Source organism: Pantoea sp. SGAir0184, assembly GCF_043544755.1.
Window position 1 is genome coordinate 81,002 of record NZ_CP028051.1, and the last position, 24,509, is coordinate 105,510.

Genomic DNA, 24,509 nt, shown 5'->3' on the forward strand with positions numbered 1-24,509 from the left:
CGTCACGTCTCGGGCATTAACATACATTTAACATGCATCTTTTAACAAGTCCGCTGGACACTTTTCTTACCCGCACGCGCGGCGTTGATCACTTTTTTCTCACATTTTTAACGCCACGGTCGATAATCAAAGTTGCATAGCAAAAACAGCTTTCAGCTTGCGCTGTAACAACATCAGGCAGGTAACACTATTACACACCCCACCTGCGCACATCGGTGCGTAGCGAGACAGCAGCCGGTGCCTGTGGCACGGCTGTAATGGACAACCGGGGTAATCATGCGGTGCCCTCCACTGGAGGCGCCGAATGCGTTAGCACGCGCGCATCTGCGCCTGCATTTCGTTCAACAGCATACCAAGCGCCTGAGGTCTCTCATGTTCGGGGTGAAAAAATCGAGCCTTTCTCTGCCATTTGCCAAAAGTGGCGACATTGCTAAGGATATTGAAGCGATAAAGCAGCATGTTGCGTGGATTGAGTTTTCACCGGCCGGTGAAATCCTCAGCGCCAATGCACAATTTTTACAGGTCACCGGCTATCAGCTGCATGAAATTCAGGGACAGCATCACCGGATTTTCTGCAGCCCTGCTTACAGCCAGTCATCCGACTATTACGCCTTCTGGCAAACGCTGGCCGCCGGCGAATCGGTGAACGGCATTTTTGAGCGTTTCAACAAGCAGCATCAGCGCTTCTGGCTCAGCGCGACCTATTTTCCGGTGAGCGATGAGCGCGGCAAAGTGTACAAAGTGATCAAGGTCGCGAGCGACATCACCGCGCGCCATCAGGAGCTGGAGCATAAAGAGGCGGTGATAACGGCGCTGGACCGTTCGATGGCGGTGATTGAATTCACGCCGGACGGTCACATCATTACCGCCAACGCCAACTTCCTCACCCACATGGGCTATACCCTGCCAGCCATCGCCGGCCAGCATCATCGCCTGTTCTGCTTCGACAATTTTTACCGCGAGAACCCGGACTTCTGGCGCAAAATTGGCAATGGTCAGCATTTTGTCGGTCGTTTTGAGCGTAAGACCGCCAGCGGCGAGCGCATCTGGCTGGAGGCGAGCTACAACCCGGTGTTTGACGGCGATGGTAAGGTCTACAAAGTGATTAAGATCGCCTCGGATATCACCGCGCGCGTCGAGGCGGCGAAGCGCGTGGCAGATATCGCGCTGACCACCTCTGAGCAGACCTCACAAATTACCGATAACGCTAATGAAGTGCTGGATGAAACGGTGCGTAACTCCGGACTGGTGGCGCAGCAGGTGAATGCCGCCGCCGAAATTGGCGCGCAACTCACCGCCTCGGCCAGGAGCATCAGCGACGTGGTGGAAACCATCAACCTGATTGCTTCACAGACCAACATTCTGGCACTGAATGCCGCGATTGAATCCGCACGCGCTGGCGAGGCCGGACGTGGCTTCAGCGTGGTGGCAGGTGAAGTGCGCCGCCTGGCGGCCTCGACCGCCAGCGCCACCAAACAGATATCCGTGGTCGTGGAACAAAATGCCGACCTGATCCAGCAAATGTATCAGCAACTGGATGAGGTCAGGCAATTTGTGGTGACCGAACAGGAGAAAATCAGCGTGCTGTCGCGCAGCCTGCGGGAAATCAACAGTGGCGTACACGAGTTTGTGAACGTCATTCACCGGCTGGATGTGTGACAGCGTACGCGGGAGCGCTGGCTCCCGCGCGATTACAGCCCGCTGCCCGCCTGCGGCGCGGGCTGCCGCTTCCACTTCAGCGCATTACGCAGCGCCGGTTCCGCATATTTACTGATCAGCCAGGCAACATAATACAGTACGCTGGCCACCACCACCGGCAGCATCGTCATCACCGCTTCATTTTTGATATAGCCATTAAGCTTTATCAATATCGCGATCATTAAATTTTCATGAATCAGATACAGGGCGTAACTGACAAATCCGATGGCGGTGAAAAAGCGCAGGGAAAGCCAGCGCTCAATCTGTCTGGAATAAAAGCTGGCGATAAAAAACAGCATTACCAGTAACAGCGGCACCACGGCGACCACGCCGCTGTTTTTAACGTAGTAGCTGAAATTAATCAGCAAGGCCAGCGCGGTCAGCGCGTAGTGATAACGTTTATCGCGCCCATGCAGACGTTCATAAACCAGACAGCCGACCATAAACCAGGCATAGTGAATAAAACCGAATTTTGAAATTACATCGATTAATAATGGATGGCCGAGTGATTTCAATACCGATGAGGCGGAAAGTAATAACATCGGCACAATCAGCGCCGGCAGACAATATTTACGTCCAAAGGTAAAATAAACCGCGCCAATAATCAGATAAAACAGCGCTTCAACATAGAGAGACCAGAACGATCCGGCCATGGAGCGGAATTCAATGCCGGTGAGCTGCGTCAGCGTCTCAGGATTAATAAATATCAGACCGGGCAGCAGGTTGCGGCTTTCCGGTGTCATCAGCGACCACTCCGGAAAAAAGCCGCCGGCAACGTACAGCAGCAGACTGGCTATCAGCATTGCCGGAAACAGGCGCAGCCAGCGTTTTTTGAGAAAACTGAGGTAGCCGGACGATTTATCCAGCGTCATAAATATGACAAAGCCGGAGATCATAAAAAACAACTGCACGCCAACCCAACCAAATGCCAGCAGCGGAATATGCTGGGTAGTGGCGGCATACGGCAACAGTTCGGGCCAGCGGGCATAGGCGTGATAAGCAATCACCAGCAGGATCGCTAATCCGCGCATGCCATCAAGATGCGTGATACGTGGTTGCATAAGTGGTCTCTGGAAAGAGGAGCAGATGGGTTTCAGCAAATTAGCACTGACAAAGATTTACACTCAACAAGAATAGTCCTGGATAACGCACCATCATTTAACCAGGAAATTCTTTAAGTCCTGAACGTTAAATCACGCTCTGATAAATTATGGCTGTAATATATTTATCGTCATCAGCATGAAATAAACACTAAGCTATTAGCGCAACGGGAAAAATTTACCGGCATTCGCCGAATTGCCCTGGTGCAAACGCAGCGGCAGGGCCTTTTATTAACAGACCTTATGCAGATCTGATTGCGCCACGGCATCGTCGGGCTTCTGGCCGAATATGCGATCTGTTTTTGCCGCTCCGCTCACGCTTTTTTTACTTTTTCGCCCAGGTTCGGCGCAGTCATGCCGATACTCATAACGTACTTATGAAATATCATTTTACTGGTTTGTGATAAGTCTATGATGGCGAAACGTTCACTGATGGATTTCCCGACCGATGGTCGGATGCGCGGACTGATGCGCCAGCCGATGCTGCTGATGGTGCTGCTGATTTTTCTTTCCTTTATGGTGGCGCTGGTGACGCTGTGCTTTATCGCCAGCGATCTCAACCAGCAGGAGGCGCGGCAAAACCGCCTGCTGCTGGAGAAGGCGTTGCAGACGCGTCAGGAAGTGATGCAGTTTCACCTCTCCGATAATGCAGAATGGGGCGAAGCCTACCAAAACCTGCACCGCACGCTGAATACTGACTGGGCGTGGACGCGGCAGAATCTGGGTGAGTCGCTGTTCCAGACCTTTGCCTACGAGGGCGTGTTTGTCATCGCGCCGCGCGGCGATACGGTTTACAGCGTGATCGACGGTCAGCTGCAGCAACGCGATTTCACCGACTGGCTCGGTCGCCAGCAACTGTCCGCGCTGCGTCAGCAGTTACAGCACAATGACGGTAAGGCGCTGTCGCGCTTTGTGGTGGTAAACCAGCAACTGGTGCTGCTGTGCGCCGCCTGGATCACCACCGGTGGCGATAACAGCGTGCCGCAGGAGCCCGGCCCGCCATCGCTGATGATCTTTGCCGATCGCCTGACGCCGGACAAGCTGCTGCAGCTGGGGCATGAATACGGCATCAACGCGCTGCGGGTGGAATTCGCTGCACCCCGCGCGCCAGTGGCGGAAAGCCTGCGCCTCGCCGCCGACGGCCATGACGCCACGCTGCGCTGGACCAGCAGCAACCCCGGCGGTAAATTGCTGACCGCCCTGCTGCCGCTGCTGGTGATCGCCATGCTAATCACGCTGTATGGCGCCATCATGCTGATGCGCAACGCGCTGCGTAAAGCGCAGCTCAATGATGAAAATACGCTGCTGCTGGCGCAAAGCCAGCGGGCGCTCAGCGCCAGCGAACGCCGCTTCCGTGATATCGCCGAAATTACCACCGACTGGATTTGGGAGATGGACGAACAGCTGCGCTTCAGCTGGGTTTCCGGCCGTTTCCCGGTAGTTACCGGGTTTACCAGCGAGGAGTGGCTGCAGCGCACGCTACTGGATTTCCTGCTGTGCGATGAACACCAGCGCGCCCGGCTTTTGCAGCTGGCAGACTCTGGCGGTCAGCTTACGCTGAACGGCTGCCGCTATCTCTCCGCTCAGCATCAGCCGCGCTACTGCAATCTGACCCTCAAGCGCGTCAGCCTGGCGAACGGCGTCAGCGGCTTTCGCGGCAGCGCCAGCGACGTAACGCTGGAAGTTGAAGCGCAGGCGCGCGCGCACTATCTGTCGCACTTCGATGAACTGACCGGACTGGCCAACCGCGTGCAGATGCGCGAATTCCTCACGGGGCAGCTGAGCCTGCCGCTGCCGGCGCAGCCGCTGCTGGCGATGATTATGATCGACCTGGATAAATTCAAACCGGTCAATGATCTCTACGGCCATGCGGCGGGCGATCAGGTGCTGCATGCGGTATCAGATCGTATCCGGCGCACGCTCAACGGCAACGGCCTGGTGGCGCGGCTCGGCGGCGATGAGTTTGTGGTGATTCTGCCGGAGGCGGGCAGCCGCGAGCAGGTCGACGCGCTATGTCAGCAGCTCATCGCCCAGCTCAATCTGCCGTTCCCGGTGTACGACAACGACATCCACATCGGCGGCAGTCTCGGCATCGCGCTGGCACCACAGGATGCCGACAACGCCAGCGATCTGCTGCGCTTCGCCGACATCGCCCTGTATAAAGCGAAAAACAGCGGCCGCAACCAGTGGATATTTTTCGACCGTGACATGGAAGAGAAAATTGTGCAGCGGCGCGAAATGGAGCATGAGCTGCGCGCAGCGCTGCAGGAGAACCAGCTGCGGCTGGTCTATCAGACGCGCTATGACCTGATCGCGCAGCGCATCAGCGCGGTCGAGGCGCTGGTACGCTGGCAGCATCCGCGGCTGGGCTTACTGATGCCCGATCAGTTTATTCCGCTGGCCGAAGAGACCGGCCTGATCAGCGCGCTGAGCGACTGGGTGCTGCTCAATGCCTGCGAGGACATCGCCCGCTACCGGCCGGAAATGGCGGTTTCAGTGAATATTTCCGCCAGCGAGTTGCAGGATAGCGCCTTAGCCGAACGCATCACCCGGGTGCTGCAGCTCAGCGGTCTGCCGAGCCAGCGGCTGGAAATTGAAGTTACGGAAAACGCGCTGCTGAGCGATCCGGACAAAACCCTGGCGGTGATGCAGGCGGTGAAAGCGCTGGGGGTGAGATTTCTGATTGATGATTTTGGCACCGGCTACGCGTCGCTGTGCTACCTGCGCGCCTTCCCGTTCGACGGCATCAAAATCGATAAATCCTTTATTTTTCCGCTGGCCGATTCACCTCAGGCGCGCCAGGTGGTGGAAAACATGATTGGACTCGGCAAAGCCTATTCCCTGTCGGTAACCGCGGAAGGCGTGGAAACGCCGGTGCAGATGTCGCAACTGCAGGAGCTGGCGTGCGATGCCATTCAGGGTTACTACATCGGACGACCGCTGCCGCTGCTGCAAATCTCGACCGAGCCGCCGCAGAGTGAACCGGCGCTGCACATGAATATTTAATAAAAGGTGGCGATCCCTCGCCAGAGGTGATTACAGCGACTGGTGCGCGGTTTCTTTGGCTTTCCATAAGGCAAACAGCGTGATCGCCAGCGCCAGCGTCACATAAAGCGACACCCACAGCGTGCTGCCCAGTTCTTTGTACAGCGAGGTAATGATCAGCGGAGCAAAACCGCCGCCGATAATGCCAGCCAGCGTATAGGCCAGTGACGAACCGGCATAGCGCACGTGGCTCGGGAACTGCTCGGTGACAAACGCCGCCTGCGGACCGTACATCATGGCGTGAATCAGCAGGCCGATCACCACTGCCAGCACAATCAGCCACGGCTGGGTGCTGTCGAGCAGGACAAAAAACACAAACGACCAGACAATAGCCAGCAGCGCGCCGGCAATGTACACCGGACGGCGGCCCAGGCGGTCGGACAGCGCGCCAAACAGCGGCACCGTCAACGCGTTGCCAATCGCGCCGACCATCGTCGCCATCAGCGCCAGCGGACGCGGCAGCTGTAACACGGTGGTGACGTATGTCAGGGTGAACACCACCACCAGCGCGTACAGCACATCAGAGCCGATGCGCGAGCCGCCGGCGATCAGCAGTTCACGTGGATAGCGCAGGAACACCTCTTTCAGCGGCGTGTGGCTGGTTTTCTCCGCCTGCTGCATCGCCACGAAAGTCGGGGTTTCTTCCACGCCGCGCCGCAGCCACAGGCCAAACATCACCAGCAGCAGACTGAGCAGGAACGGGATGCGCCAGCCCCACTCCTGAAACTGCTCGCCGCTGAGTGACAACGTCACTAAAGTGATAAAGCCGGTGCCAATCAGCGTACCGCAGGAAGGCCCGACCTGGGCGAACGAGGCGTTACGCCCGCGCTTACTGGCTTCGCCGTGCTCCATGGAGAGCAACACCGCGCCGGCCCATTCGCCGCCCAGCGCGATGCCCTGCACAAAGCGCAGCGCCACCAGCAGAATCGGGCTCCAGATGCCCCACAGCGCATATCCGGGCAGCATGCCCATCAGCGCCGTGGTTACGCCCATGATCACCAGCGTAGTGATCAACACGGCCTTGCGCCCGGCGACATCCCCGAGATGGCCAAAGACAAAACCGCCCACCGGACGCGACACATAACCTACCGCGTAGGTTGAAAACGCCAGAATGGTGCCGACCAGCGGATCGAAGCTGGGGAAGAACACATGGTTGAACACCAGCGCCGCCAGAATGTTGTAAACGGTAAAGTCATACCACTCCAGCGCGGTGCCGATAGAACTGGCCGCAGCAAGACGGCCGGTGGTGGTTTTCCCTGCTGCGGCGCGCGTGGCGTGCGGTAAGGTAGAATCGGTATTAGCCATGAGCCATCTCCTGTTGAGTGAGCTGCCAGCTGAGCGAGTAACATTCAGCCTGGGCATCGAGCGCCTGTGCCGCGGCGGCCGCCAGCGTCTGGCAGGCATCGGCGCTCGAACAGCTGAGCAGCAGCATCGGCTGCATGGCGCGCTGCGCCCGATCTTCCTGCGGCAGCGGCGTGCTCAGCGTGATGTCCGGCGTCAGTAAGCGCGAGGCGATATAGCCCGGCACCGTGGCAACCTGCTGTTGCCTGGCGTTGAGGGTTGCAGTTTCAATGCCAGCCTTCAGCGTCAGCACCGCAAGGTGGCTGCCAACGCCCTGGCCGTGCTGCTGGGTAATTGCGCACACGCGGCGCATCGGTTTGATCATCCGCTCAAGGTTCTTTACCGACCACGGCGTCTGGCGCGTGAAGGCAGCGTAGTAATCGGCGCTGCTGAAGGTATCCAGCGAGCGGGTTTCATACAGGCCGAGATATTTGCGCTCAGCATCCAGCGCCTGATAGCGCGTGCCGCTGAGAAAGCCGTTAATGGCGACGCGCTCGGCGACATGTTCATGGTCATACCATTGATTAAAATCGGCTTCGTCTTCAGCGGCGACGTTGGTGGCGACAAACAGCATGCCGTGGGGATGTGTCATTTTCAGAGACTCCGTTGCAGGATGGATTCAAGCGCCAGCGCCCAGCTGAGCAGCGCGGCATCGTGGCCATGAGTGGCGGCCAGCATCAGACCTACCGGCGCAGTGCCGGGCTGATGACAAGGCAGGGAGATGGCGCAGCCGTCCAGCATGTTGATCACGCTGGTGTTGCGCAGCATCAGCAGGTTGACCTGGCGATAGCGCTCCGGGTCGTCGAGTTCGGCGATGGTCGGCGCAATCAGCGGCACGGTGGGCAGCAGCAGACCGTCAAACGGTGCCACCGCCTGCTCCACCCGCTGCCGCCAGTCGGCGCGCTGCTGGTACAGCAGCTGCGCGTCGGCCTCACTCAGCAGCGCACCGCGCTCAATGCGCATCCGCACCTGCGGGTCATAACCGTCCGCGTGTTTCTGCAGCAGCGACTGATGCCACTGCCAGGCTTCCCAGGCGGTAATACCGCCACGGGCGTTGAAGGTTTCCAGTTCCGCCAGTTCCTGCAGCGGCAGTTCGGTGAGCGTGGCACCCTGCGCGCGCAGCTGTGCCAGCGCGTGATGCCACGCCTGGCTGACTTCGCGGTCCAGCCCGTCCAGAACCCGGGTCTGCGGAATCGCAAAGTGCGCCTGGGTGATATCTCGCTCTGCCAGCTGCAACGGCCGATCGGCGATGACGCTGTCGAGCAGCCAGCAGCTGCGCACGTCGTGGGCAATCACGCCGATGCTGTCGAGGGCCGCGGATAACGGCAGCGTGCCGGCCTGATTGATGCGGCTGGCGCTGGGTTTGAATCCGGTCAGCCCGCACAGCGCCGCCGGGATGCGCACCGAGCCGCCGGTATCCGTGCCGACCGCCGCGAGGCACATGCCATCAGCCACCGCCACCGCCGCGCCGGATGAAGAGCCGCCGGGAATGCGTTTTTCGCCGCGCCGCCACGGATTAGCCGGCGTGCCGTAATGCGGATTAATGCCGAGCCCGGAAAAAGCGAATTCGGTCATGTTGGTTTTGCCGACGATCGCGGCGCCGGCCTGTTTCAGCTGCTGGACGATATGCGCGTCACGCGCGGCGGGCAGTGCTTCCGCCAGCACGCGCGAGCCAGCGCCGGTGGTTTCGTCCGCCACATCAAACAGGTCTTTGATGCTGATTGGCAGCCCGTCAATCGGGCTGCGCGGCTGCTGCTGTTGCCAGCGCGCATCGGCTTCCAGCGCCTGCTGCACGGCGCTGGCGGCATAGGTTCGCGTAAACACGCGTGCGCCTTCGCCCGACGGCTGCTCCGTGGCGCGTATTGCCTGCTGCGTCGCGGCGCTGGCGCTGAGCTCTCCGGTGCGCAGTTGCTGGCTCGCCTGCCATAAGGTGATCATGCGCGTCTCCTCAGGCAATCACCGGCAGCGTACCGGTGACATAGTGATGTTCCAGCGTGCGATTCAGCAGCGGATCGTGCAGCGCCATACGAAACTCACTGGCCGGACGGATGCCGCCAATCGCGCTTAACGTGCCGCATGACATCGCAAACCCTTCGCTGACCGGGCGATCGCCGAAATAGCGCGCCAGCAGATCCATCGGCGTGAGCAGAGACGCCAGCGTGCCCTGCTGATAAGTCAACCAGTCGCCGTTGACTTTGATCCACGCGCGCAGCTCCAGCCGATCCCAGTGCGCCTCAACCTCCGCCATGCGCCACGCATGACCGGCGACCGGCTTTATGCAGGCCTGCTTCGACAGCGCCACGCTGAAGGTTTCGAGATGGCGGTCGGTGTGATCGGAAATCAGCGACACCCAGTATTCGCCGCGATGGAAGAACACAAACGGCTCGGCCTCGCCGGAGGTGTGTTCGCCCACCACTTCCAGCGGGCTGTGCTGCGCCAGCTGCTGAGTGGCCACACGATAAAACAGCGGGACTGCACCAGGTGCGGGCACGCCCAGCGCCTCCAGCTCCCTGATATGGTGCAGCACCGCCGCCTGGTCGCGTCCTACCCAACCGGCAATCACCAGCTGGTTGATGTCGACATCCAGCACGGAGGCGGCTGTTGCGTCGGTTGTAAACCGTAAATGCATGAGATGATCTCCTGATGAAAAATGCGTGTGAAATTTCACTGCAATTTCAAGATAGCCATTTTCATGCCAGGTTTTTGTGTAAGATGTCTCAGTACCCCAATAAGGATCTGCGTGATGAGTGATTCAGTTGCTGAAAATGTGAAGTCACAGGCCGGACAAAAAAGCGTTTCATTGAATGAACAGGCCTATCTGGCGTTCAGGCATCGCCTGATTACGCTGCGCTATAAGCCGGGTGAATATCTCAATACCGCGCAGGTGATGGAGGATCTGGCAATGGGCCGCACGCCGGTTAATCAGGCGGTACACCGGCTGGCAACCGAAGGCTTGCTGCAGATTATTCCGCGTAAGGGCGTGATGGTGGCACCGCTGTCGATTGACGATGCGCTGGAGCTGATTGAAGTGCGGCTGGTGAATGAAGCGCTGTGCCTGCGGCTGGCGACGCAGCGCGTCAATCCGGCGCAGATCGCCCAGCTACAGGCGCTGAATCAGCGCATCGCCGCCGCCAGCGTGGCGCGTGACCGCGAGCAAATGATGCTGCTGGACCGCGAATTTCATCAGGTGCTGGCTGACATCGCCGGCAACGGTCGTCTGTCAGATATTCTCAGCATCATCCACGCCCAGGCGCAGCGCTTCTGGGCAACCACCCTGTCGAGCGCGCAGCACATGCAGGAGGTGATTGCCGAGCACGACGCGATCATTGCGGCGCTGGCGCAGGGTGACGTGGCACGGGCAGAAGAGGCCGCGCGCGTGCACATCTATTCGTTCAAGCAGGCGCTGCTGAACGCCTGAATTCAGCCAGGGTAAAACGGGCCGGGACCGACGGATTCGCGCATAATCAGCTCGCCGGCAAAGGTTTTGCGGTTACGCATTTCGCCGCCGTCGAGCATCGATACCAGGCGTTCAATGGTCTCCTCGATCATGCCGGTCACCGGCATGCGCACGCTGGCCAGCGCCGGAATGGTATAAGGCGCCAGCGGAATATCGTCGAAACCCAGCACCGCCACCTGCTGCGGCACGCGGATGTTATGCGCCGCCAGCGCTTTCAGCGCGCCTACCGCCATCTCATCGTTACTGGCGACCAGCGCGCTGAACGGTTTACCACGCGCCAGCAGCGTTTCCACTGCCGCTGCCCCGTGCTGCGCCTGCCATTTGCCTTCCACTACCAGCGAGTCATCCGCCACCAGCTGATGCTGCGCCAGTGCCGCGTGATAACCGGCCAGGCGCTCGCGCCCGGTCGGCGAGTCAAGCGATCCGGTGATAAAAGCAATATCGCGATGGCCGAGTGCAATCAACTGCGCCACCGCCTCGGCGCTGGTGCGCTGTTGATCGGAGTAGATGCAGTAACTGTCGTGCTGACGCAGCCGCCGGTTGATCACCAGAATCGGATGGCGGTGCTGGGCAATGATGCTGTCCATCTCATCAATGGTGAGAAAACGCGGATAGATGATCACGCCATCGCAGCGCAGATCGAGCAGAAACTGAATCGCCGCACGCTCCTCTTCGGCGCTGTGTTTGCCGTCCACCAGCAGTAGCTGACGACCCTGCTGCTCAAGAATACGCGCCGAATGCTGCATCATTTCGCTGAAATAGCTGCCGGTATACAGCGTGTTGGTGATCACCAGGCCGATGGTCTGGCTGGATTTAGTCGCCAGATTGCGCGCCAGCAAATTCGGCCGGAAGCCGGTCTCGGCAATCGCCTGGTACACCCGATCGCGCTTCTCCTGGCTGACATAGCCGTTGCCGGACAACACGCGCGACACCGTCGCTTTTGACACGCCGGCATTTTTTGCCACCTCAAGTATGGTTGCCATGCTTCACTCTGCTTCGCTGCTCATCGCCTCAGTGTACCTAAGCGATGAATAAGACGGGGAATTTTCTTTTCGCCCTGCGCCTGCGGGTGAAGATCCCGCCGCACGTCAGCCGATCAACATCACAAAATTAAAACGAAGATAGCGATTTTTCTTGTCTGAATGAATGCACCTGTTCATGATTTTGTGAAACCGGTTTCTCATGAACACATAATAGCCAGACGAAACCGACGTTTCCTCTACCCTACAATCAGAGACAAACATTCATGGCGACCAACTACGCTGACGCCGCACGAGCCATTGTGGCCTCGCTCGGCGGATTAGAGAATATTGAAGCCGTTACCCACTGCATGACACGCCTGCGCTTCGTGGTGAAAGACAGCGCGCGCGTCGACAACGCCACGCTGAAAACCATTCCCGGCGTAATGGGCGTGGTGCACACCGACAGCCAGTGTCAGGTGATCATCGGCAACAACGTCAATCTCGCCTTTCAGGAAGTGATGAAACTTGGCACGCCGGGCAACAGCGGCAGCGCGCCGGTGAAACGGAAAATCACGCTGCGCAGTATCGGCGCGGGCATTCTCGATGCGCTGGTCGGCACCATGTCACCGCTGATCCCGGCGATCATTGGCGGATCGATGGTAAAACTGCTGGCGATGATGCTGGAGATGAGCGGCGTGCTGACCAAAGGCTCGTCGACGTTAATCATCCTGAATGTGATTGGTGATGGCGCCTTCTTCTTCCTGCCGGTGATGGTGGCGGCTTCGGCAGCGCTGAAATTCAAAACCAACATGTCGCTGGCGATTGCCATTGCCGGCGTGCTGGTGCATCCCAATTTTATCGACCTGATGGCCAAAGCGGCGCAGGGTCAGGTGGTGGAATTCGCCTCAGTGCCGGTTACCGCGGTGAAATACACCTACACGGTGATCCCCGCGCTGGTGATGACGTGGATTCTGTCGCACATCGAATACTGGGTCGATCGCTTTACCCCGGCTGTGACCAAAAACTTCCTTAAACCGATGTTGATTGTGCTGATTGCAGCCCCCATCGCCATCGTCTTTATTGGCCCGCTCGGTATCTGGATCGGTAGCGGCATTTCGGCGCTGGTGTATACCATTCACGGTTATCTCGGCTGGCTGTCGGTGGCAATCATGGGCGGGCTGTGGCCGCTGCTGGTAATGACCGGCATGCATCGCGTGTTTACCCCAACCATCATTCAGACCATCGCTGAGACCGGCAAAGAAGGCATGGTGATGCCGTCGGAAATTGGCGCCAACCTGTCACTGGGCGGCTCATCGCTGGCGGTGGCATTCAAAACCAAAAATCCGGAACTGCGGCAGACGGCGTTCGCGGCGGCAGCTTCCGCCATCGTCGCCGGCATTTCCGAACCGGCGCTGTACGGCGTGGCGGTGCGCCTGAAGCGTCCGCTGATTGCCAGCCTGATCAGCGGCTTTATCTGTGGCGCGGTGGCCGGCATTGGCGGCCTCGCCAGCCACTCGATGGCCTCACCGGGCCTGTTTACCAGCGTCCAGTTTTTCGATCCCACCAACCCGATGAGCATCGTCTGGGTGGCTGGCGTGATGGTGCTGTCAGTGGTGCTGTCGTTCATTCTGACGCTAATTCTTGGCTTTGAAGATATTCCGGTGACGGACAGCGCACCGCGCAGCAGTAAGTCAGAAGCCGCAAAGCCGCTCAGCGCGAATTAATAATGGACTGTGATTGAGGTGAGTGATGTCTGAAGTGACATTTCCTGCGGGATTTTTATGGGGCGGCGCGTTAGCCGCCAACCAGTCAGAGGGGAGTTATCGCGCCGGCGGTAAAGGCTTAACCACAGTGGACATGATTCCACACGGCGAGCACCGCATGGCGGTTAAACTGGGGCTGGAGCCGCGCTATACGCTGCGCGACGATGAGTTCTATCCGAGCCACGACGCCATCGATTTTTATCACCGCTATAAAGAAGATATCGCCCTGATGGCGGAGATGGGCTTCACGGTGTTTCGCACCTCCATCGCCTGGAGTCGCATTTATCCCAACGGCGATGAGCTGACGCCGAACGCGGCAGGCATTGCCTTCTATCGCAGCGTATTTGAAGAGTGCCGCAAGTACGGCATCGAACCGCTGGTCACGTTGTGTCACTTCGATGTGCCGATGCATCTGGTCACCGAATACGGCTCGTGGCGCAACCGTAAAATGATCGATTTCTTCGCGCGCTACGCCCGCACCTGCTTCGAAGCGTTTGATGGTCTGGTGAAGTACTGGCTGACCTTCAATGAGATCAATATCCTGTTGCACAGCCCGTTCTCCGGTGCCGGTCTGGTGTTCGCGCCGGATGAACATCACGAACAGGTGAAATATCAGGCAGCGCATCATGAGCTGGTCGCCAGCGCGCTGGTAACCAAAATCGCCCATGAGATCAATCCGCAGAATCAGATTGGCTGCATGCTGGCCGGCGGCAACTTCTATCCGTGGTCCTGCAAGCCGGAAGATGTGTGGGCCGCGTTACAGAAAGATCGCGAGAACTTATTCTTTATCGACGTTCAGGCGCGCGGCGCTTATCCCGCTTATGCCGCCCGGGTATTTCGCGAGAAAGGCGTGGAGATTGTCATGGCGGAAGGCGATGACGAACTGCTGCGCCACACCGTCGATTTCATCTCCTTCAGCTATTACGCCTCGCGCTGCGCGTCGGCAGAGATGAATGAACAGAACAGCAGCGCCGCCAACGTGGTGAAGTCGCTGACCAATCCGCATCTGGCGCGCAGCGCCTGGGGCTGGGGCATTGATCCCCTTGGCCTGCGCATCACCATGAATATGATGTACGACCGCTATCAGAAACCGCTTTTTCTGGTGGAAAACGGTCTCGGCGCGCACGATGAAATCAATGCCAGCGGGGAAATTGCAGACGATTACCGCATCAGCTACCTGCAACAGCACATTCGCGCTATGGGTGAAGCGATTGCTGACGGCGTGCCGGTGATGGGCTACACCACCTGGGGCTGCATCGATCTGGTCGCGGCGTCGACCGGTGAAATGAGTAAACGCTACGGATTTGTCTATGTCGATCGCGACGACCGCGGCAACGGCACGCTCAACCGGCTGCGCAAAAAATCCTTCTGGTGGTATCAGCGGGTCATTGCCAGCAACGGACGGGATTTGGATTTTAATTAAAAAAATGCGGTGAATGGCGCTGAATGATTATTCAATTCAGGGCCATTGCGCCACAAAGGGAATATCCGGCGTCGCCGGGCAAATCATTTTGCGAAAAATCGCGCCGCTGCGCTAATTTTGCTGCGGGAATATCCGGCAGAAGTCAGCCTTAATACGCTTATTCTGCTGAGTTTTCATTCGTTACTCTTTTAACTCTCTATTTAAATCCGGTCCTGACGAATTTATTCTACCCTGCCTGATTGCGGTATCAGCGCCTGTACGGCGGTACTCTTTTGTACAGCGCGATGGTACTATTTCCCGGTTGCTGTTCAGAGATAGCGCTATGTTACAACTACAATTAAAGGTGAAGGGCGACAGCCAGCTGCTCTATTTATTGCAGGGCTTACGCGCATTTCTTCCCGTATTTTCTCTCATTTATCTCCTCTGTTTTCCTGCTGCTCAGGCGGCAAACAGTGCGGTTCAGCGTGACGATCAGGCTAACCGCATCGTCAGCGGCATCATCAGTTTTAGCCACTGGCCACAGTTAACACAGCCGCCACAGCTGTGCGTATTCGCTTCAGCACAGCACCTTGCGCAGCCTCAGGGCCCGACGCCGTTCAGCGTGGTGTGGATTAACCAGACCAGCGAACTCAGCCGCCAGCGCTGCGATGCCATTTACTTCGGCGATCAGACGCCGCAGCAGCAAACTGAACTGCTGGCGATGCTACAGGGTAAAGCCGTTCTGTCCATCGCGGAAAACAACCCGGACTGTGCGGTTGGCGCGGCCTTTTGTCTGATCTTTAACCGCGATCACACCGCCTTTTCCGTCAACCTTGACTCGCTGGCGCGCAGCGGTGTCAGAGTGAGCCCGGACGTGTTGTTGCTGTCCCGCAAAGGAAGCAAATAAGATGAAGTTTGATAGCATAAAAAAAGATAAATCATCGATTCGCAATAAGTTGCGTCGTATCAGCACCGTCAATGCCGCCGTGATATTACTGCTGTGCTGGCTGCTGCTGACATCGACGTCTTTACTGTTTATTAAACGCTATGAGAAAAGAAACCTCGAACTCATTGCCGCCACACTCAGCACCAGCCTGACCGCCGCGACGGTATTTGAAGACAGCTATGATGCCCGCAACAAAATAGCCCTGCTCGGCAATGAAGGGATGTTTGCCTCCGCGAAGCTGGTCACGGCGGGCAATACCGTACTGGTGGACTGGCACGATCGCCAGCAAGAGAGCGGCTGGTATGAAACGCTACTGCGTCGCTGGATCTATCAGCAGCCGCTGGCGGTGGAAATTAATCACGCCGAAACCCAGGTTGGCCATTTAATGCTGGCCGGCACCGTCAGCGGTGCGGCCGATTTTATTCGCTATTCGGTGATGATTTTATCCATCGGTATGCTGTGCGTGCTGGTGATTTCCTGCCTGCTGAGTGAATTTCTGCATCGCGGTATTCTGCGCTCGCTGCGCAATATCACCAGCGCCATCCATTACGTGATTCGCTCTGGCGATTTCTCGACGCGCGTACCGCAAAATCCGACCAAAGAGTTTCAGCTGTTTTCCGAAGATCTCAACTCGCTGCTGAGTGAAATGCAGACGCTAAAAGCCTCGCTGCTGCGTGATAACCGTTCACTGGCGGCCAAAGCGCTGGAGGATCCGTTAACCGGACTGGCCAACCGCTCGGCGTTTGTTGGCCGCCTGTCGCAGCTGCTGGATCAGCAGCTGGCGCATGAGAATTTTGTGCTGCTGTTTCTCGACGGCGATCGCTTCAAGAGCATTAACGACAACTGGGGCCATGCCGCCGGTGATGAAGTATTGAAGGCCATCGCGGCGCGCCTCAGCGCGCTGGCGTATCAGGACGATCTGGTGGCGCGGCTGGGCGGTGATGAGTTTGCCATGCTGATTACCAGCCGCACCTCAGAAGCCGATCTGCAGCAGCTGACGGAAGATATTCGTACCGCAATCGCGCAATCGATTGTGATTTCGGAAGGCACGCAGATCACCACATCGGTGACCATCGGCTACGCCTGGTCGCAGCATGGCGATTCGGTGGCGTCGATTCTGGAGCGCGCCGATATGCATATGTATAAAAACAAAGGAATGAGTAAGGTACGCGTATGAAACTGAAATCATGTTTGCTGGTTATGGTGCTGGCCTGTGTCGGCTGTCAGTCAACCGGGCGTTTTAGCGACGCGCAGATTAAAGCGATGCGCGACGCCGGCTTCAGCGAAAACACCGAAGGCTGGGGACTGGGCCTGTCCGATAAAATCCTGTTTGGCATCAATGAATCTGACCTGACGCCCGCCAGCAAAGCCAGCATTGCGCAGATGGCGAAAAACCTGGCCGCGACCGGCATCGAACATCTGCGCGTTGACGGCCACACCGATAACTACGGCAAAGCAGATTACAACCAGCAGCTGTCGCTGAAACGCGCCAACGCGGTGGCCGATCAGTGGGCCACCGGCGCGGCGATTCCACGGCAAAACATCGTGACGCGTGGGCTGGGCATGAGCGCGCCGGTCGCCAGCAACAACACTGCACAGGGCCGGGCGCAAAATCGCCGCGTTGCCATTGTGATCACGGCGCCGTAAGCGGGTAATCAGCGCGTCTGCGCATAGTCATACAGCCGATCGCGCGCGAGGTTCTTCATTTTGACTTCGCACATGATGTCGAAGCGATCAAACGACAGCGCCCAGTCATTCAGCGTCTGGTTGAAATAGTAGTCAGAATGGGCGCGCAGCTTCGGCTTTGAGGCGGCGAGTTGCTCCTGATCGGGAAAGCCGCTCTCCGGGATCAGCCCTTCCTGGGCGATCGAATAGTGCAGCACCGGCCGCACGCCGCGCCACGACTCCAGAATCAGCGCCACGCGCGCATCGCTGGCCTGAATAAACTGATTCTCTTTCACCCAGTGATGGTGAATATCCAGTACCACCGGACACAGCGCACGCGCCTGCAAAACGTCATCCAGCGAGCAGGAAATTTCGTCATTTTCCACCGTCAGCATATTGCGGGCTTCCGGGCTAAGGCGCATAAACGCCGCGCGAAAACCCTCAATACCGCGCTTGCCGTTCATGTGGATGTTGATTTTGAAATCCTGAAACTGCCTGCCGTAGCCCATCAGCGCCGCGCACAGCGTGTGGTACTCGACATCCTCCAGCGCCCGATCCACCACGTCATCATTATCCGAAGCCAGCACCGTATACTGGCCGGGATGGAACGACAGGCGAATGTTGTGCGCGCGGGCCAATTCGCCGCAGCGGCTAAACAGCGGCTGCAGCTCGGGCAGAATATCGCCATACAGTTCTGTGGCCAGCGGCACAGTGTACAGCGGCAGCAGATCGCTGCCGATACGCATCATGCGTAATGCATCCGGCTGCTGCGCCAGCTGTTCCAGCGTCAGAGAGAGGTTCTGCAGGTTATTTTGTGCCAGTGCCAGCAGCAGCGTGGCCGCCGCGTTACGCTCCATAGCGAGAAAGCGTGTGCGGGTGGTGGTTTTAAATGGAAATGGCTGTTTAGCCTCAGAATCAAAGTACTTACACGCAAAACCCAATTTCATTATGTTCCCCTTCAGGTCAGCTAGTGAGTCTAGCTGCCGCTGGCAATTATGCGAGGAACGCCGCGTGATAAAACGGGCAGCCGCCTTGCACGGCTGCCCGCACTGTTACACGCTCGGGTAAGTGATATTGCTGCCCGGCGCTTCACGGTGCAGATGGATAAAGTTCAGGTGACGCTCGTACTGATCGAGAATGTCGATGATCACCTGCTCCTTGTTGTAGTCCATCAGATCGTTGCCCTGGCTGCCCTCCAGCAGGAAGGTTTCCAGCCGGTAATAGTGCGACTTACCGCTGCGGGCGCGATAGGTAAAGCCCGGCACCGAGTACTGCTGCGGCCACACCTGATAGACGAAATCCTGCTCCTCGCCGAGGTGCACGCGCAGATCAAGGTAGCCCAGCGGCTGGCCCTCTTCCGGCGCAACGCTCTCCAGCGATACGCGACCGCCGCGCAGCTCCAGCTCTTTAGCGACATCCTGCATCGCCGGATAGATCACCGTTTCCATCATCTGCTGGGTATAGCGCGTGCCAGGATAGTTCATCAGGCGCGACAGCCGCTTTTTCCAGCTCAGACGGTCATTGCTCGCCGGAATATAGGGCGCGGTATCACGGCTGGCGCTGGCGCGGCGGTGATCTTCCACTTTGAGTGATTTATACAGCCCGGCCATCACAAAGAAAATCACGAAGCTGAACGGCAGGCCCATGATCACCGTGGTGTTTTGCAGCGCAGAGATGCCGTTGGTCATCAGCATGCCCATGGTCAGCACGCCAATCGCCACCGACCAGAAAATGCGCAGCCAGTTTGGCGCATCGCTGTTGATATCCTTCAGCTTCGAGGTGAAGTTCCCCAGCACCAGCGAGCCGGAATCCGCCGAGGTAACATAAAACAGCATGCCGGTAATGGTGGCGACCGAGGCGCTGAACTTAAACGCCGGATACTGCGCCAGCAGGCTGTAGAACCCGCGCTCGGCATGCGCCATCACTTCCTGGGCAAAACCGGCATCGCCGTGGATGATCTCGTACAGCGCCGCGTTTCCGAACACCGACAGCCACAGCAGCGTGAAGGTGAACGGGATAATCAGCGTGCCGAGCACAAACTCACGGATGGTGCGGCCACGGGAAATACGGGCGAGGAACAGGCCGACAAACGGCGACCACGCCACCCACCACGCCCAGAAAAACAGCGTCCAGCTGTTCATCCACTGCGTCGGACGATCAAACGCAAAGGTGTTGAGCGTCATGCCCATAAAGCGGTTGATGTAATCACCGACGTTCAGCACCAGCGCGTTGAGCAGGAAATCCGTCTTGCCCATAAACAGCACAAACAGAATCAGACCGAGCGCCAGCGCGACATTCAGCTCCGACAGAATGCGGATGCCTTTATCCACGCCCGAGGTCACCGAAATGGTGGCAATCACCACCGACAGTACAATCAGCGCCATCTGCGCCGTCAGCCCTTCCGGCACATCAAATAACACTTTCAGCCCGTAGTTGAGCTGTACCACGCCGATACCCAGCGTGGTGGCGATACCAAAAATGGTGCCGATCACCGCCGCGATATCCACCGTGTGGCCAATCGGGCCGTTAATGCGTTTGCCGAAGATCGGATAGAGCGCTGAGCGAATGGTGAGCGGCAGATTATAGCGGTAGCTGAAGTAGCCGAGCGCGATGCCCATCAGCGCGTACATCGACCAGCCGGTCAGACCGTAGTGGAACAGCGTCCACACCATCGCCTGACGCGCCGCTTCCAGGGTCTGCCCGGCGCCTTCCGGCGGCTGCATATACTGCGTGACCGGTTCCGCCACCGAGAAGAACATCAAATCGATGCCGATGCCGGCGGCAAACAGCATCGCCGACCAGCTCAGCAGACTGAATTCGGGTTTGGACTGCTCCGGGCCCAGCTTGATGGCGCCGTAGCGTGAACAGGCCATATAGATGACGAAGACGATATACAGCGTAGCGGCCAGCATGTAGTACCAGCCAAAGGTGGACGATACCCAGTTGACGGCGCTCTGGATCCAGCCGGCAGCGAGATCGCTGTACAAAATGGTGACAAGTGAAAATGTCAGAATCAGTCCGGCAGAGGTGTAAAACACCACGGGATTGATTCTGTCTTTTTCACTGGCAGGTGGATTAATCATCGGTTACCTCTGGTTAATTTCCTGTAATTATTCAATGAAGTAGCAGGGCCGTAGCGATCGGCCTTATCGGTATCGTTCTCCTGTTTTCCCTCCTGATTGTCCGGCACGGTTCAGCATTCACCATCCCGTTGCGCTTTTATAACAACCGAAGCACAGTATCCTAACAAGTTTCTTTTTTATATTGAACGTGCAATCAAAAAAAGTTTTAATAGGGGCCTTACATTGCGGTGGAGCTGGAGTCATGCCAAAGGTGGGAATGCAGCCGATACGTCGTCGGCAACTGATTGATGCGACCCTGAGTACCATTAACGAAGTCGGGATCAATGACGCGACCATTGCGCAGATTGCGCGGCGCGCCGGCGTCTCGACCGGCATCATCAGCCACTACTTCAAAGACAAAAACGGTTTGCTGGAAGCCACCATGCGCGACGTGACGCGTCAGCTGCGTGATGCGGTGGCGGCACGACTGAAACCGCTGGCGGGAGCCGGCACCGAAGCGCGCCTGCTGGCGATTGTCGAAGGTAACTTCGACGACACCCAGGTGCACAGCGCAGCGATGAAAGCGTGGCTGGACTTCTGGGCCAGCAGCATGCATCAGCCGCAGCTGGGTCGCCTGGAACGCGTCAGCAGCCGTCGCCTGTTTTCCACCCTCGCTGCCGAGTTTCGCCGCGAGCTACCGCGTGAGCAGGCGCGGCTGGCCGCGCACGGTCTGGCCTCGCTGATTGATGGCCTGTGGCTGCGCGCCGCGCTGAGCGGCAAACCGTTTGATCTGGCGATTGCCAGAACGCTCACCACCCAATTCATTCGCCAGCAGCTGGCTGGCGCCGCGAATCACTGAGGAAGGAGCAACCATGTCCCGATTCACCGAGCAGCATTTATACATTGATGGTCAATACGTTGCCGCAGCAGCGGGCGACACATTCCAGACCATCAACCCGGCCAATGGCGAAGTGCTGGCCGAGGTCCATGAAGCCGCGCAGGCGGATGTCGATTGCGCGGTCGCCGCCGCGCAAAAAGGCCAGAAAATCTGGGCGGCCATGACGGCGATGGAGCGGTCACGCATCCTGCGCCGTGCGGTGGATATCCTGCGCGAGCGTAACGATGAGCTGGCGGCGCTGGAAACCCTCGACACCGGTAAACCGCTGAGTGAAACCCAGGCGGTGGATATTGTTACTGGTGCCGATGTGCTGGAGTACTACGCTGGCCTGATCCCGGCGCTGGAAGGCCAGCAGATCCCGCTGCGTGATACCTCCTTCGTCTATACGCGCCGCGAACCGCTTGGCGTGGTCGCCGGTATTGGCGCATGGAACTATCCGATCCAGATCGCGCTGTGGAAATCTGCGCCGGCGCTGGCGGCTGGTAACGCGATGATCTTTAAACCCAGCGAAGTGACGCCGCTGAGCGCGCTGAAGCTGGCAGAAATCTACAGCGAAGCCGGCGTACCGGATGGCGTGTTCAATGTGCTGAACGGGCGCGGCGCGGTGACCGGTCAGCTGCTGACCGACCATCCGGGCATCGACAAAATCTCTTTCACCGGTGGCGTGGCCAGCGGCAAAAAAGTGATGGCCAACGCGGCCGGCTCCACGCTGAAAGAGGTGACCATGGAGCTGGGCGGCAAATCGCCGCTGATCGTGTTTGACGACGCCGACCTCGATCTCGCCGCCGACATCGCCATGATGGCGAACTTCTACAGCTCCGGCCAGGTGTGCACCAACGGCACGCGCGTGTTTGTGCCGACGGCATTGCAGCAGGCGTTTGAGGCCAAAATCGCTGAACGCGTGGCGCGCATCAAAGCTGGCGATGTCAACGATCCGGCCACCAACTTTGGCCCGCTGGTCAGCTTCCCGCACCGTGACAATGTGTTGCGCTATATCGAATCCGGCATCAGCGAAGGCGCGCGCCTGCTGTGCGGCGGTAAACGTCTGAGCGGCGCAGCGTTTGATAACGGTGCCTGGGTAGAACCGACCGTGTTCACCGATTGCAGTGATGAGATGACCATCGTACGCGAAGAGATTTTCGGACCGGTGATGTCGATCCTGACCTACGACAGCGAGGAAGAAGTGGTGCGCCGCGCCAATGCCACCGAATACGGCCTGGCGGCGGGTCTGGTCACCCGGGATCTGAATCGCGCGCACCGCGTCATTCACCAGATTGAAGCGGGCATTTGCTGGATCAACACCTGGGGTGAATCCGCCGCTGAAATGCCGGTGGGCGGTTACAAGCACTCCGGTATCGGCCGCGAGAATGGCCTGATGACGCTGCAGAGCTACACCCAGGTGAAGTCTGTGCAGGTCGAACTGACCCGTTTTCAGTCGGTATTTTAATCAAGCTTAACCTGAGGAGCGACTAATGGAATTTGATTACATCATTATCGGAGCCGGATCCGCAGGGAACGTTTTGGCAACAAGACTGACCGAAGACAGCAGCGTGAACGTCCTGCTGCTGGAGGCCGGCGGTCCCGATTACCGCTTTGATTTTCGCACGCAAATGCCGGCGGCGCTGGCCTGGCCGTTACAGGGCAAACGCTACAACTGGGCGTACGAAACCGAGCCTGAGCCGCACATGAATAACCGCCGCATGGAGTGCGGACGCGGTAAAGGGCTGGGCGGTTCGTCGCTGATCAATGGCATGTGCTACATCCGCGGTAACGCCATGGATCTCGACAACTGGGCGCAGCAGCCGGGACTGGAAAACTGGACTTACCGCGACTGCCTGCCCTACTACCGCAAGTCGGAAACGCGCGATATCGGTGCTAATGATTATCACGGTGGCGAAGGCCCGGTGAGCATCACCACCTGTAAGCCTGGCAACAACCCGCTGTTCGCCGCGATGATTGAAGCCGGCGTGCAGGCGGGCTATCCGCGCACCGACGATCTCAACGGTTATCAGCAGGAAGGATTTGGTCCGATGGACCGTTTCGTGACGCCGCAGGGCCGCCGCTCCAGCACCGCGCGCGGTTATCTGGATACGGCAAAACAGCGTCCGAACCTGAAAATCATCACCCACGCCACCACCGATCGCATTCTGTTCGAGGGCAAACGCGCGGTCGGCGTGCAGTATCTGCACGGCGCCAGCGATACGTCGCACACCGTGCATGCGCGGCGTGAAGTGCTGCTGTGCGCCGGTGCTATCGCCTCGCCGCAGATTCTGCAGCGTTCCGGCGTAGGCGCGGCGGCATTGCTGAAGCAGCACGACATCCCGCTGGTGCATGATCTGCCGGGCGTCGGTGAAAACCTGCAGGATCATCTGGAGATGTACCTGCAGTACGAGTGCAAAGAGCCGGTGTCGCTTTATCCGGCCCTGAAGTGGTGGAACCAACCGAAAATTGGTGCCGAGTGGCTATTCAAAGGCACCGGTATCGGCGCCAGCAACCAGTTTGAAGGCGGTGGCTTTATCCGCAGCCGGGAAGAGTTTGCCTGGCCCAACATTCAGTACCACTTCCTGCCGGTGGCGATTAACTACAACGGCTCGAATGCTGTAGAAGCGCATGGCTTCCAGTGTCACGTCGGTTCGATGCGTTCACCAAGCCGCGGTCACGTGCGCATTAAGTCGCGCGATCCGCGCCGTCATCCGGCGATTCTGTTCAACTACATGGCGCACGAGCAGGACTGGCATGAGTTCCGCGATGCCATCCGCATCACGCGGCAAATCATCAACCAGCCGGCGCTGGATAAGTATCGCGGCAAAGAGATCAGTCCGGGGCTGGAGTGCCAGAGCGACGAGCAGCTGGATGAGTTTGTGCGCAACCATGCTGAGACCGCTTACCATCCGTGCGGCACCTGTAAAATGGGCAGCGATGAGATGGCGGTCGTGGATGGCGAAGGTCGCGTGCACGGCCTGCAGGGGCTGCGCGTGGTCGACGCCTCAATTATGCCGTTGATCATCACCGGTAACCTGAATGCCACCACCATCATGATTGGCGAGAAGATCGCCGACAACATTCGTGGTCGCCAGCCGCTGCCGCGCAGCGAAGCGGACTACTTCGTGGCGGGCGATCGCCCGGTGCGCGGCGAGCCGCTGCGCGCATAAAGCAGTAATATCTCAGGG

Annotated in this window: 19 protein-coding genes; 11 read left to right on the forward strand and 8 right to left on the reverse strand. The window is 58.3% G+C overall.

Annotation, left to right across the window (positions count from 1 at the left end):
* Positions 1–372 precede the first annotated feature (372 nt).
* A complete protein-coding gene (locus C1N60_RS20430; protein WP_021509510.1) occupies positions 373–1,659 on the forward strand; it encodes a methyl-accepting chemotaxis protein in 1,287 nt (428 codons plus the stop codon).
* Positions 1,660–1,691: 32 nt separating this feature from the next.
* On the opposite strand, the gene C1N60_RS20435 is transcribed toward C1N60_RS20430, so the two are convergent.
* Complete coding sequence (locus C1N60_RS20435; protein ID WP_104093578.1) at positions 1,692–2,759, reverse strand: acyltransferase family protein; 1,068 nt, start codon at positions 2,757–2,759, stop codon at positions 1,692–1,694.
* A 450-nt stretch (positions 2,760–3,209) separates the two neighbouring features.
* On the opposite strand from C1N60_RS20435, the gene C1N60_RS20440 reads away from it, so the two are divergent.
* Positions 3,210–5,804 (forward strand): bifunctional diguanylate cyclase/phosphodiesterase, encoded by a 2,595-nt coding sequence (locus tag C1N60_RS20440; RefSeq protein WP_394521909.1) that lies wholly within the window; start codon positions 3,210–3,212, stop codon positions 5,802–5,804.
* A gap of 30 nt (positions 5,805–5,834) precedes the next feature.
* Here the strand turns inward: C1N60_RS20440 and C1N60_RS20445 are convergent, their stop codons facing one another.
* The 4 genes from C1N60_RS20445 to C1N60_RS20460 are packed head-to-tail and all read right to left on the reverse strand — an operon-like array spanning position 5,835 to position 9,813.
* Positions 5,835–7,148, reverse strand: a complete 1,314-nt coding sequence (locus C1N60_RS20445; RefSeq protein ID WP_394521910.1) for an MFS transporter — start codon at positions 7,146–7,148, stop codon at positions 5,835–5,837.
* Positions 7,141–7,776: a hypothetical protein gene (locus C1N60_RS20450; protein WP_394521911.1), complete on the reverse strand. Its 636-nt coding sequence runs from the start codon at positions 7,774–7,776 to the stop codon at positions 7,141–7,143. Before C1N60_RS20450 ends, C1N60_RS20445 begins: the two co-directional genes overlap by 8 nt.
* Before the next feature lie 2 nt (positions 7,777–7,778).
* Positions 7,779–9,122: an amidase gene (locus C1N60_RS20455; RefSeq protein WP_275029892.1), complete on the reverse strand. Its 1,344-nt coding sequence runs from the start codon at positions 9,120–9,122 to the stop codon at positions 7,779–7,781.
* Positions 9,123–9,132: 10 nt separating this feature from the next.
* The gene (locus tag C1N60_RS20460) at positions 9,133–9,813 is read right to left on the reverse strand and encodes a DUF2848 domain-containing protein (RefSeq protein ID WP_394521912.1); all 681 of its coding nucleotides are present in this window, start codon (positions 9,811–9,813) and stop codon (positions 9,133–9,135) included.
* Positions 9,814–9,927: 114 nt separating this feature from the next.
* On the opposite strand from C1N60_RS20460, the gene C1N60_RS20465 reads away from it, so the two are divergent.
* Complete coding sequence (locus C1N60_RS20465; protein ID WP_394521913.1) at positions 9,928–10,602, forward strand: GntR family transcriptional regulator; 675 nt, start codon at positions 9,928–9,930, stop codon at positions 10,600–10,602.
* A 2-nt stretch (positions 10,603–10,604) separates the two neighbouring features.
* Here the strand turns inward: C1N60_RS20465 and C1N60_RS20470 are convergent, their stop codons facing one another.
* A complete protein-coding gene (locus C1N60_RS20470) occupies positions 10,605–11,624 on the reverse strand; it encodes a LacI family DNA-binding transcriptional regulator (protein ID WP_394521914.1) in 1,020 nt (339 codons plus the stop codon).
* Between the two features lie 263 nt (positions 11,625–11,887).
* On the opposite strand from C1N60_RS20470, the gene ascF reads away from it, so the two are divergent.
* From ascF to C1N60_RS20495, 5 genes are all read left to right on the forward strand, one after another.
* Positions 11,888–13,327 carry a PTS cellobiose/arbutin/salicin transporter subunit IIBC gene (ascF, locus tag C1N60_RS20475; RefSeq protein WP_394521915.1) on the forward strand — a complete coding sequence of 480 codons (1,440 nt, stop codon included), beginning with the start codon at positions 11,888–11,890 and terminating at the stop codon, positions 13,325–13,327.
* 25 nt (positions 13,328–13,352) lie between these two features.
* Positions 13,353–14,789, forward strand: coding sequence for a 6-phospho-beta-glucosidase (locus tag C1N60_RS20480; protein ID WP_058781415.1), 1,437 nt, complete (start codon positions 13,353–13,355; stop codon positions 14,787–14,789).
* 322 nt (positions 14,790–15,111) lie between these two features.
* Positions 15,112–15,675, forward strand: a complete 564-nt coding sequence (locus tag C1N60_RS20485; RefSeq protein WP_058775074.1) for a YfiR family protein — start codon at positions 15,112–15,114, stop codon at positions 15,673–15,675.
* Between the two features lies 1 nt (position 15,676).
* Complete coding sequence (locus C1N60_RS20490; protein ID WP_058770539.1) at positions 15,677–16,891, forward strand: diguanylate cyclase domain-containing protein; 1,215 nt, start codon at positions 15,677–15,679, stop codon at positions 16,889–16,891.
* Positions 16,888–17,361, forward strand: a complete 474-nt coding sequence (locus C1N60_RS20495) for an OmpA family protein (RefSeq protein ID WP_021509523.1) — start codon at positions 16,888–16,890, stop codon at positions 17,359–17,361. The genes C1N60_RS20490 and C1N60_RS20495 overlap by 4 nt, the downstream gene beginning before the upstream one ends.
* Positions 17,362–17,369: 8 nt before the next feature.
* Here the strand turns inward: C1N60_RS20495 and C1N60_RS20500 are convergent, their stop codons facing one another.
* Both C1N60_RS20500 and C1N60_RS20505 read right to left on the reverse strand, forming a co-directional pair.
* The gene (locus C1N60_RS20500; RefSeq protein WP_159377768.1) at positions 17,370–18,326 is read right to left on the reverse strand and encodes an apurinic/apyrimidinic endonuclease family protein; all 957 of its coding nucleotides are present in this window, start codon (positions 18,324–18,326) and stop codon (positions 17,370–17,372) included.
* Between the two features lie 105 nt (positions 18,327–18,431).
* Positions 18,432–20,462, reverse strand: a complete 2,031-nt coding sequence (locus C1N60_RS20505) for a choline transporter (RefSeq protein ID WP_021509525.1) — start codon at positions 20,460–20,462, stop codon at positions 18,432–18,434.
* 241 nt (positions 20,463–20,703) lie between these two features.
* On the opposite strand from C1N60_RS20505, the gene betI reads away from it, so the two are divergent.
* The 3 genes from betI to betA are packed head-to-tail and all read left to right on the forward strand — an operon-like array spanning position 20,704 to position 24,491.
* Positions 20,704–21,300, forward strand: a complete 597-nt coding sequence (gene betI / locus C1N60_RS20510; protein WP_058758824.1) for a transcriptional regulator BetI — start codon at positions 20,704–20,706, stop codon at positions 21,298–21,300.
* Between the two features lie 13 nt (positions 21,301–21,313).
* Entirely contained in the window at positions 21,314–22,786 is a 1,473-nt protein-coding gene (gene betB / locus C1N60_RS20515) for a betaine-aldehyde dehydrogenase (protein ID WP_394521916.1), read from the forward strand.
* Positions 22,787–22,811: 25 nt separating this feature from the next.
* Positions 22,812–24,491: a choline dehydrogenase gene (gene betA / locus C1N60_RS20520; RefSeq protein ID WP_021509528.1), complete on the forward strand. Its 1,680-nt coding sequence runs from the start codon at positions 22,812–22,814 to the stop codon at positions 24,489–24,491.
* Positions 24,492–24,509 lie beyond the last annotated feature (18 nt).

Bases quoted from the DNA above. Each gene is read 5' to 3' on its own strand.
- C1N60_RS20430 (WP_021509510.1), top strand. From the start codon at position 373: ATGTTCGGGGTGAAAAAATCGAGCCTTTCTCTGCCATTTGCCAAAAGT.
- C1N60_RS20435 (WP_104093578.1), bottom strand. From the start codon at position 2,759: ATGCAACCACGTATCACGCATCTTGATGGCATGCGCGGATTAGCGATC.
- C1N60_RS20440 (WP_394521909.1), top strand. From the start codon at position 3,210: ATGATGGCGAAACGTTCACTGATGGATTTCCCGACCGATGGTCGGATG.
- C1N60_RS20445 (WP_394521910.1), bottom strand. From the start codon at position 7,148: ATGGCTAATACCGATTCTACCTTACCGCACGCCACGCGCGCCGCAGCA.
- C1N60_RS20450 (WP_394521911.1), bottom strand. From the start codon at position 7,776: ATGACACATCCCCACGGCATGCTGTTTGTCGCCACCAACGTCGCCGCT.
- C1N60_RS20455 (WP_275029892.1), bottom strand. From the start codon at position 9,122: ATGATCACCTTATGGCAGGCGAGCCAGCAACTGCGCACCGGAGAGCTC.
- C1N60_RS20460 (WP_394521912.1), bottom strand. From the start codon at position 9,813: ATGCATTTACGGTTTACAACCGACGCAACAGCCGCCTCCGTGCTGGAT.
- C1N60_RS20465 (WP_394521913.1), top strand. From the start codon at position 9,928: ATGAGTGATTCAGTTGCTGAAAATGTGAAGTCACAGGCCGGACAAAAA.
- C1N60_RS20470 (WP_394521914.1), bottom strand. From the start codon at position 11,624: ATGGCAACCATACTTGAGGTGGCAAAAAATGCCGGCGTGTCAAAAGCG.
- ascF (WP_394521915.1), top strand. From the start codon at position 11,888: ATGGCGACCAACTACGCTGACGCCGCACGAGCCATTGTGGCCTCGCTC.
- C1N60_RS20480 (WP_058781415.1), top strand. From the start codon at position 13,353: ATGTCTGAAGTGACATTTCCTGCGGGATTTTTATGGGGCGGCGCGTTA.
- C1N60_RS20485 (WP_058775074.1), top strand. From the start codon at position 15,112: ATGTTACAACTACAATTAAAGGTGAAGGGCGACAGCCAGCTGCTCTAT.
- C1N60_RS20490 (WP_058770539.1), top strand. From the start codon at position 15,677: ATGAAGTTTGATAGCATAAAAAAAGATAAATCATCGATTCGCAATAAG.
- C1N60_RS20495 (WP_021509523.1), top strand. From the start codon at position 16,888: ATGAAACTGAAATCATGTTTGCTGGTTATGGTGCTGGCCTGTGTCGGC.
- C1N60_RS20500 (WP_159377768.1), bottom strand. From the start codon at position 18,326: ATGAAATTGGGTTTTGCGTGTAAGTACTTTGATTCTGAGGCTAAACAG.
- C1N60_RS20505 (WP_021509525.1), bottom strand. From the start codon at position 20,462: ATGATTAATCCACCTGCCAGTGAAAAAGACAGAATCAATCCCGTGGTG.
- betI (WP_058758824.1), top strand. From the start codon at position 20,704: ATGCCAAAGGTGGGAATGCAGCCGATACGTCGTCGGCAACTGATTGAT.
- betB (WP_394521916.1), top strand. From the start codon at position 21,314: ATGTCCCGATTCACCGAGCAGCATTTATACATTGATGGTCAATACGTT.
- betA (WP_021509528.1), top strand. From the start codon at position 22,812: ATGGAATTTGATTACATCATTATCGGAGCCGGATCCGCAGGGAACGTT.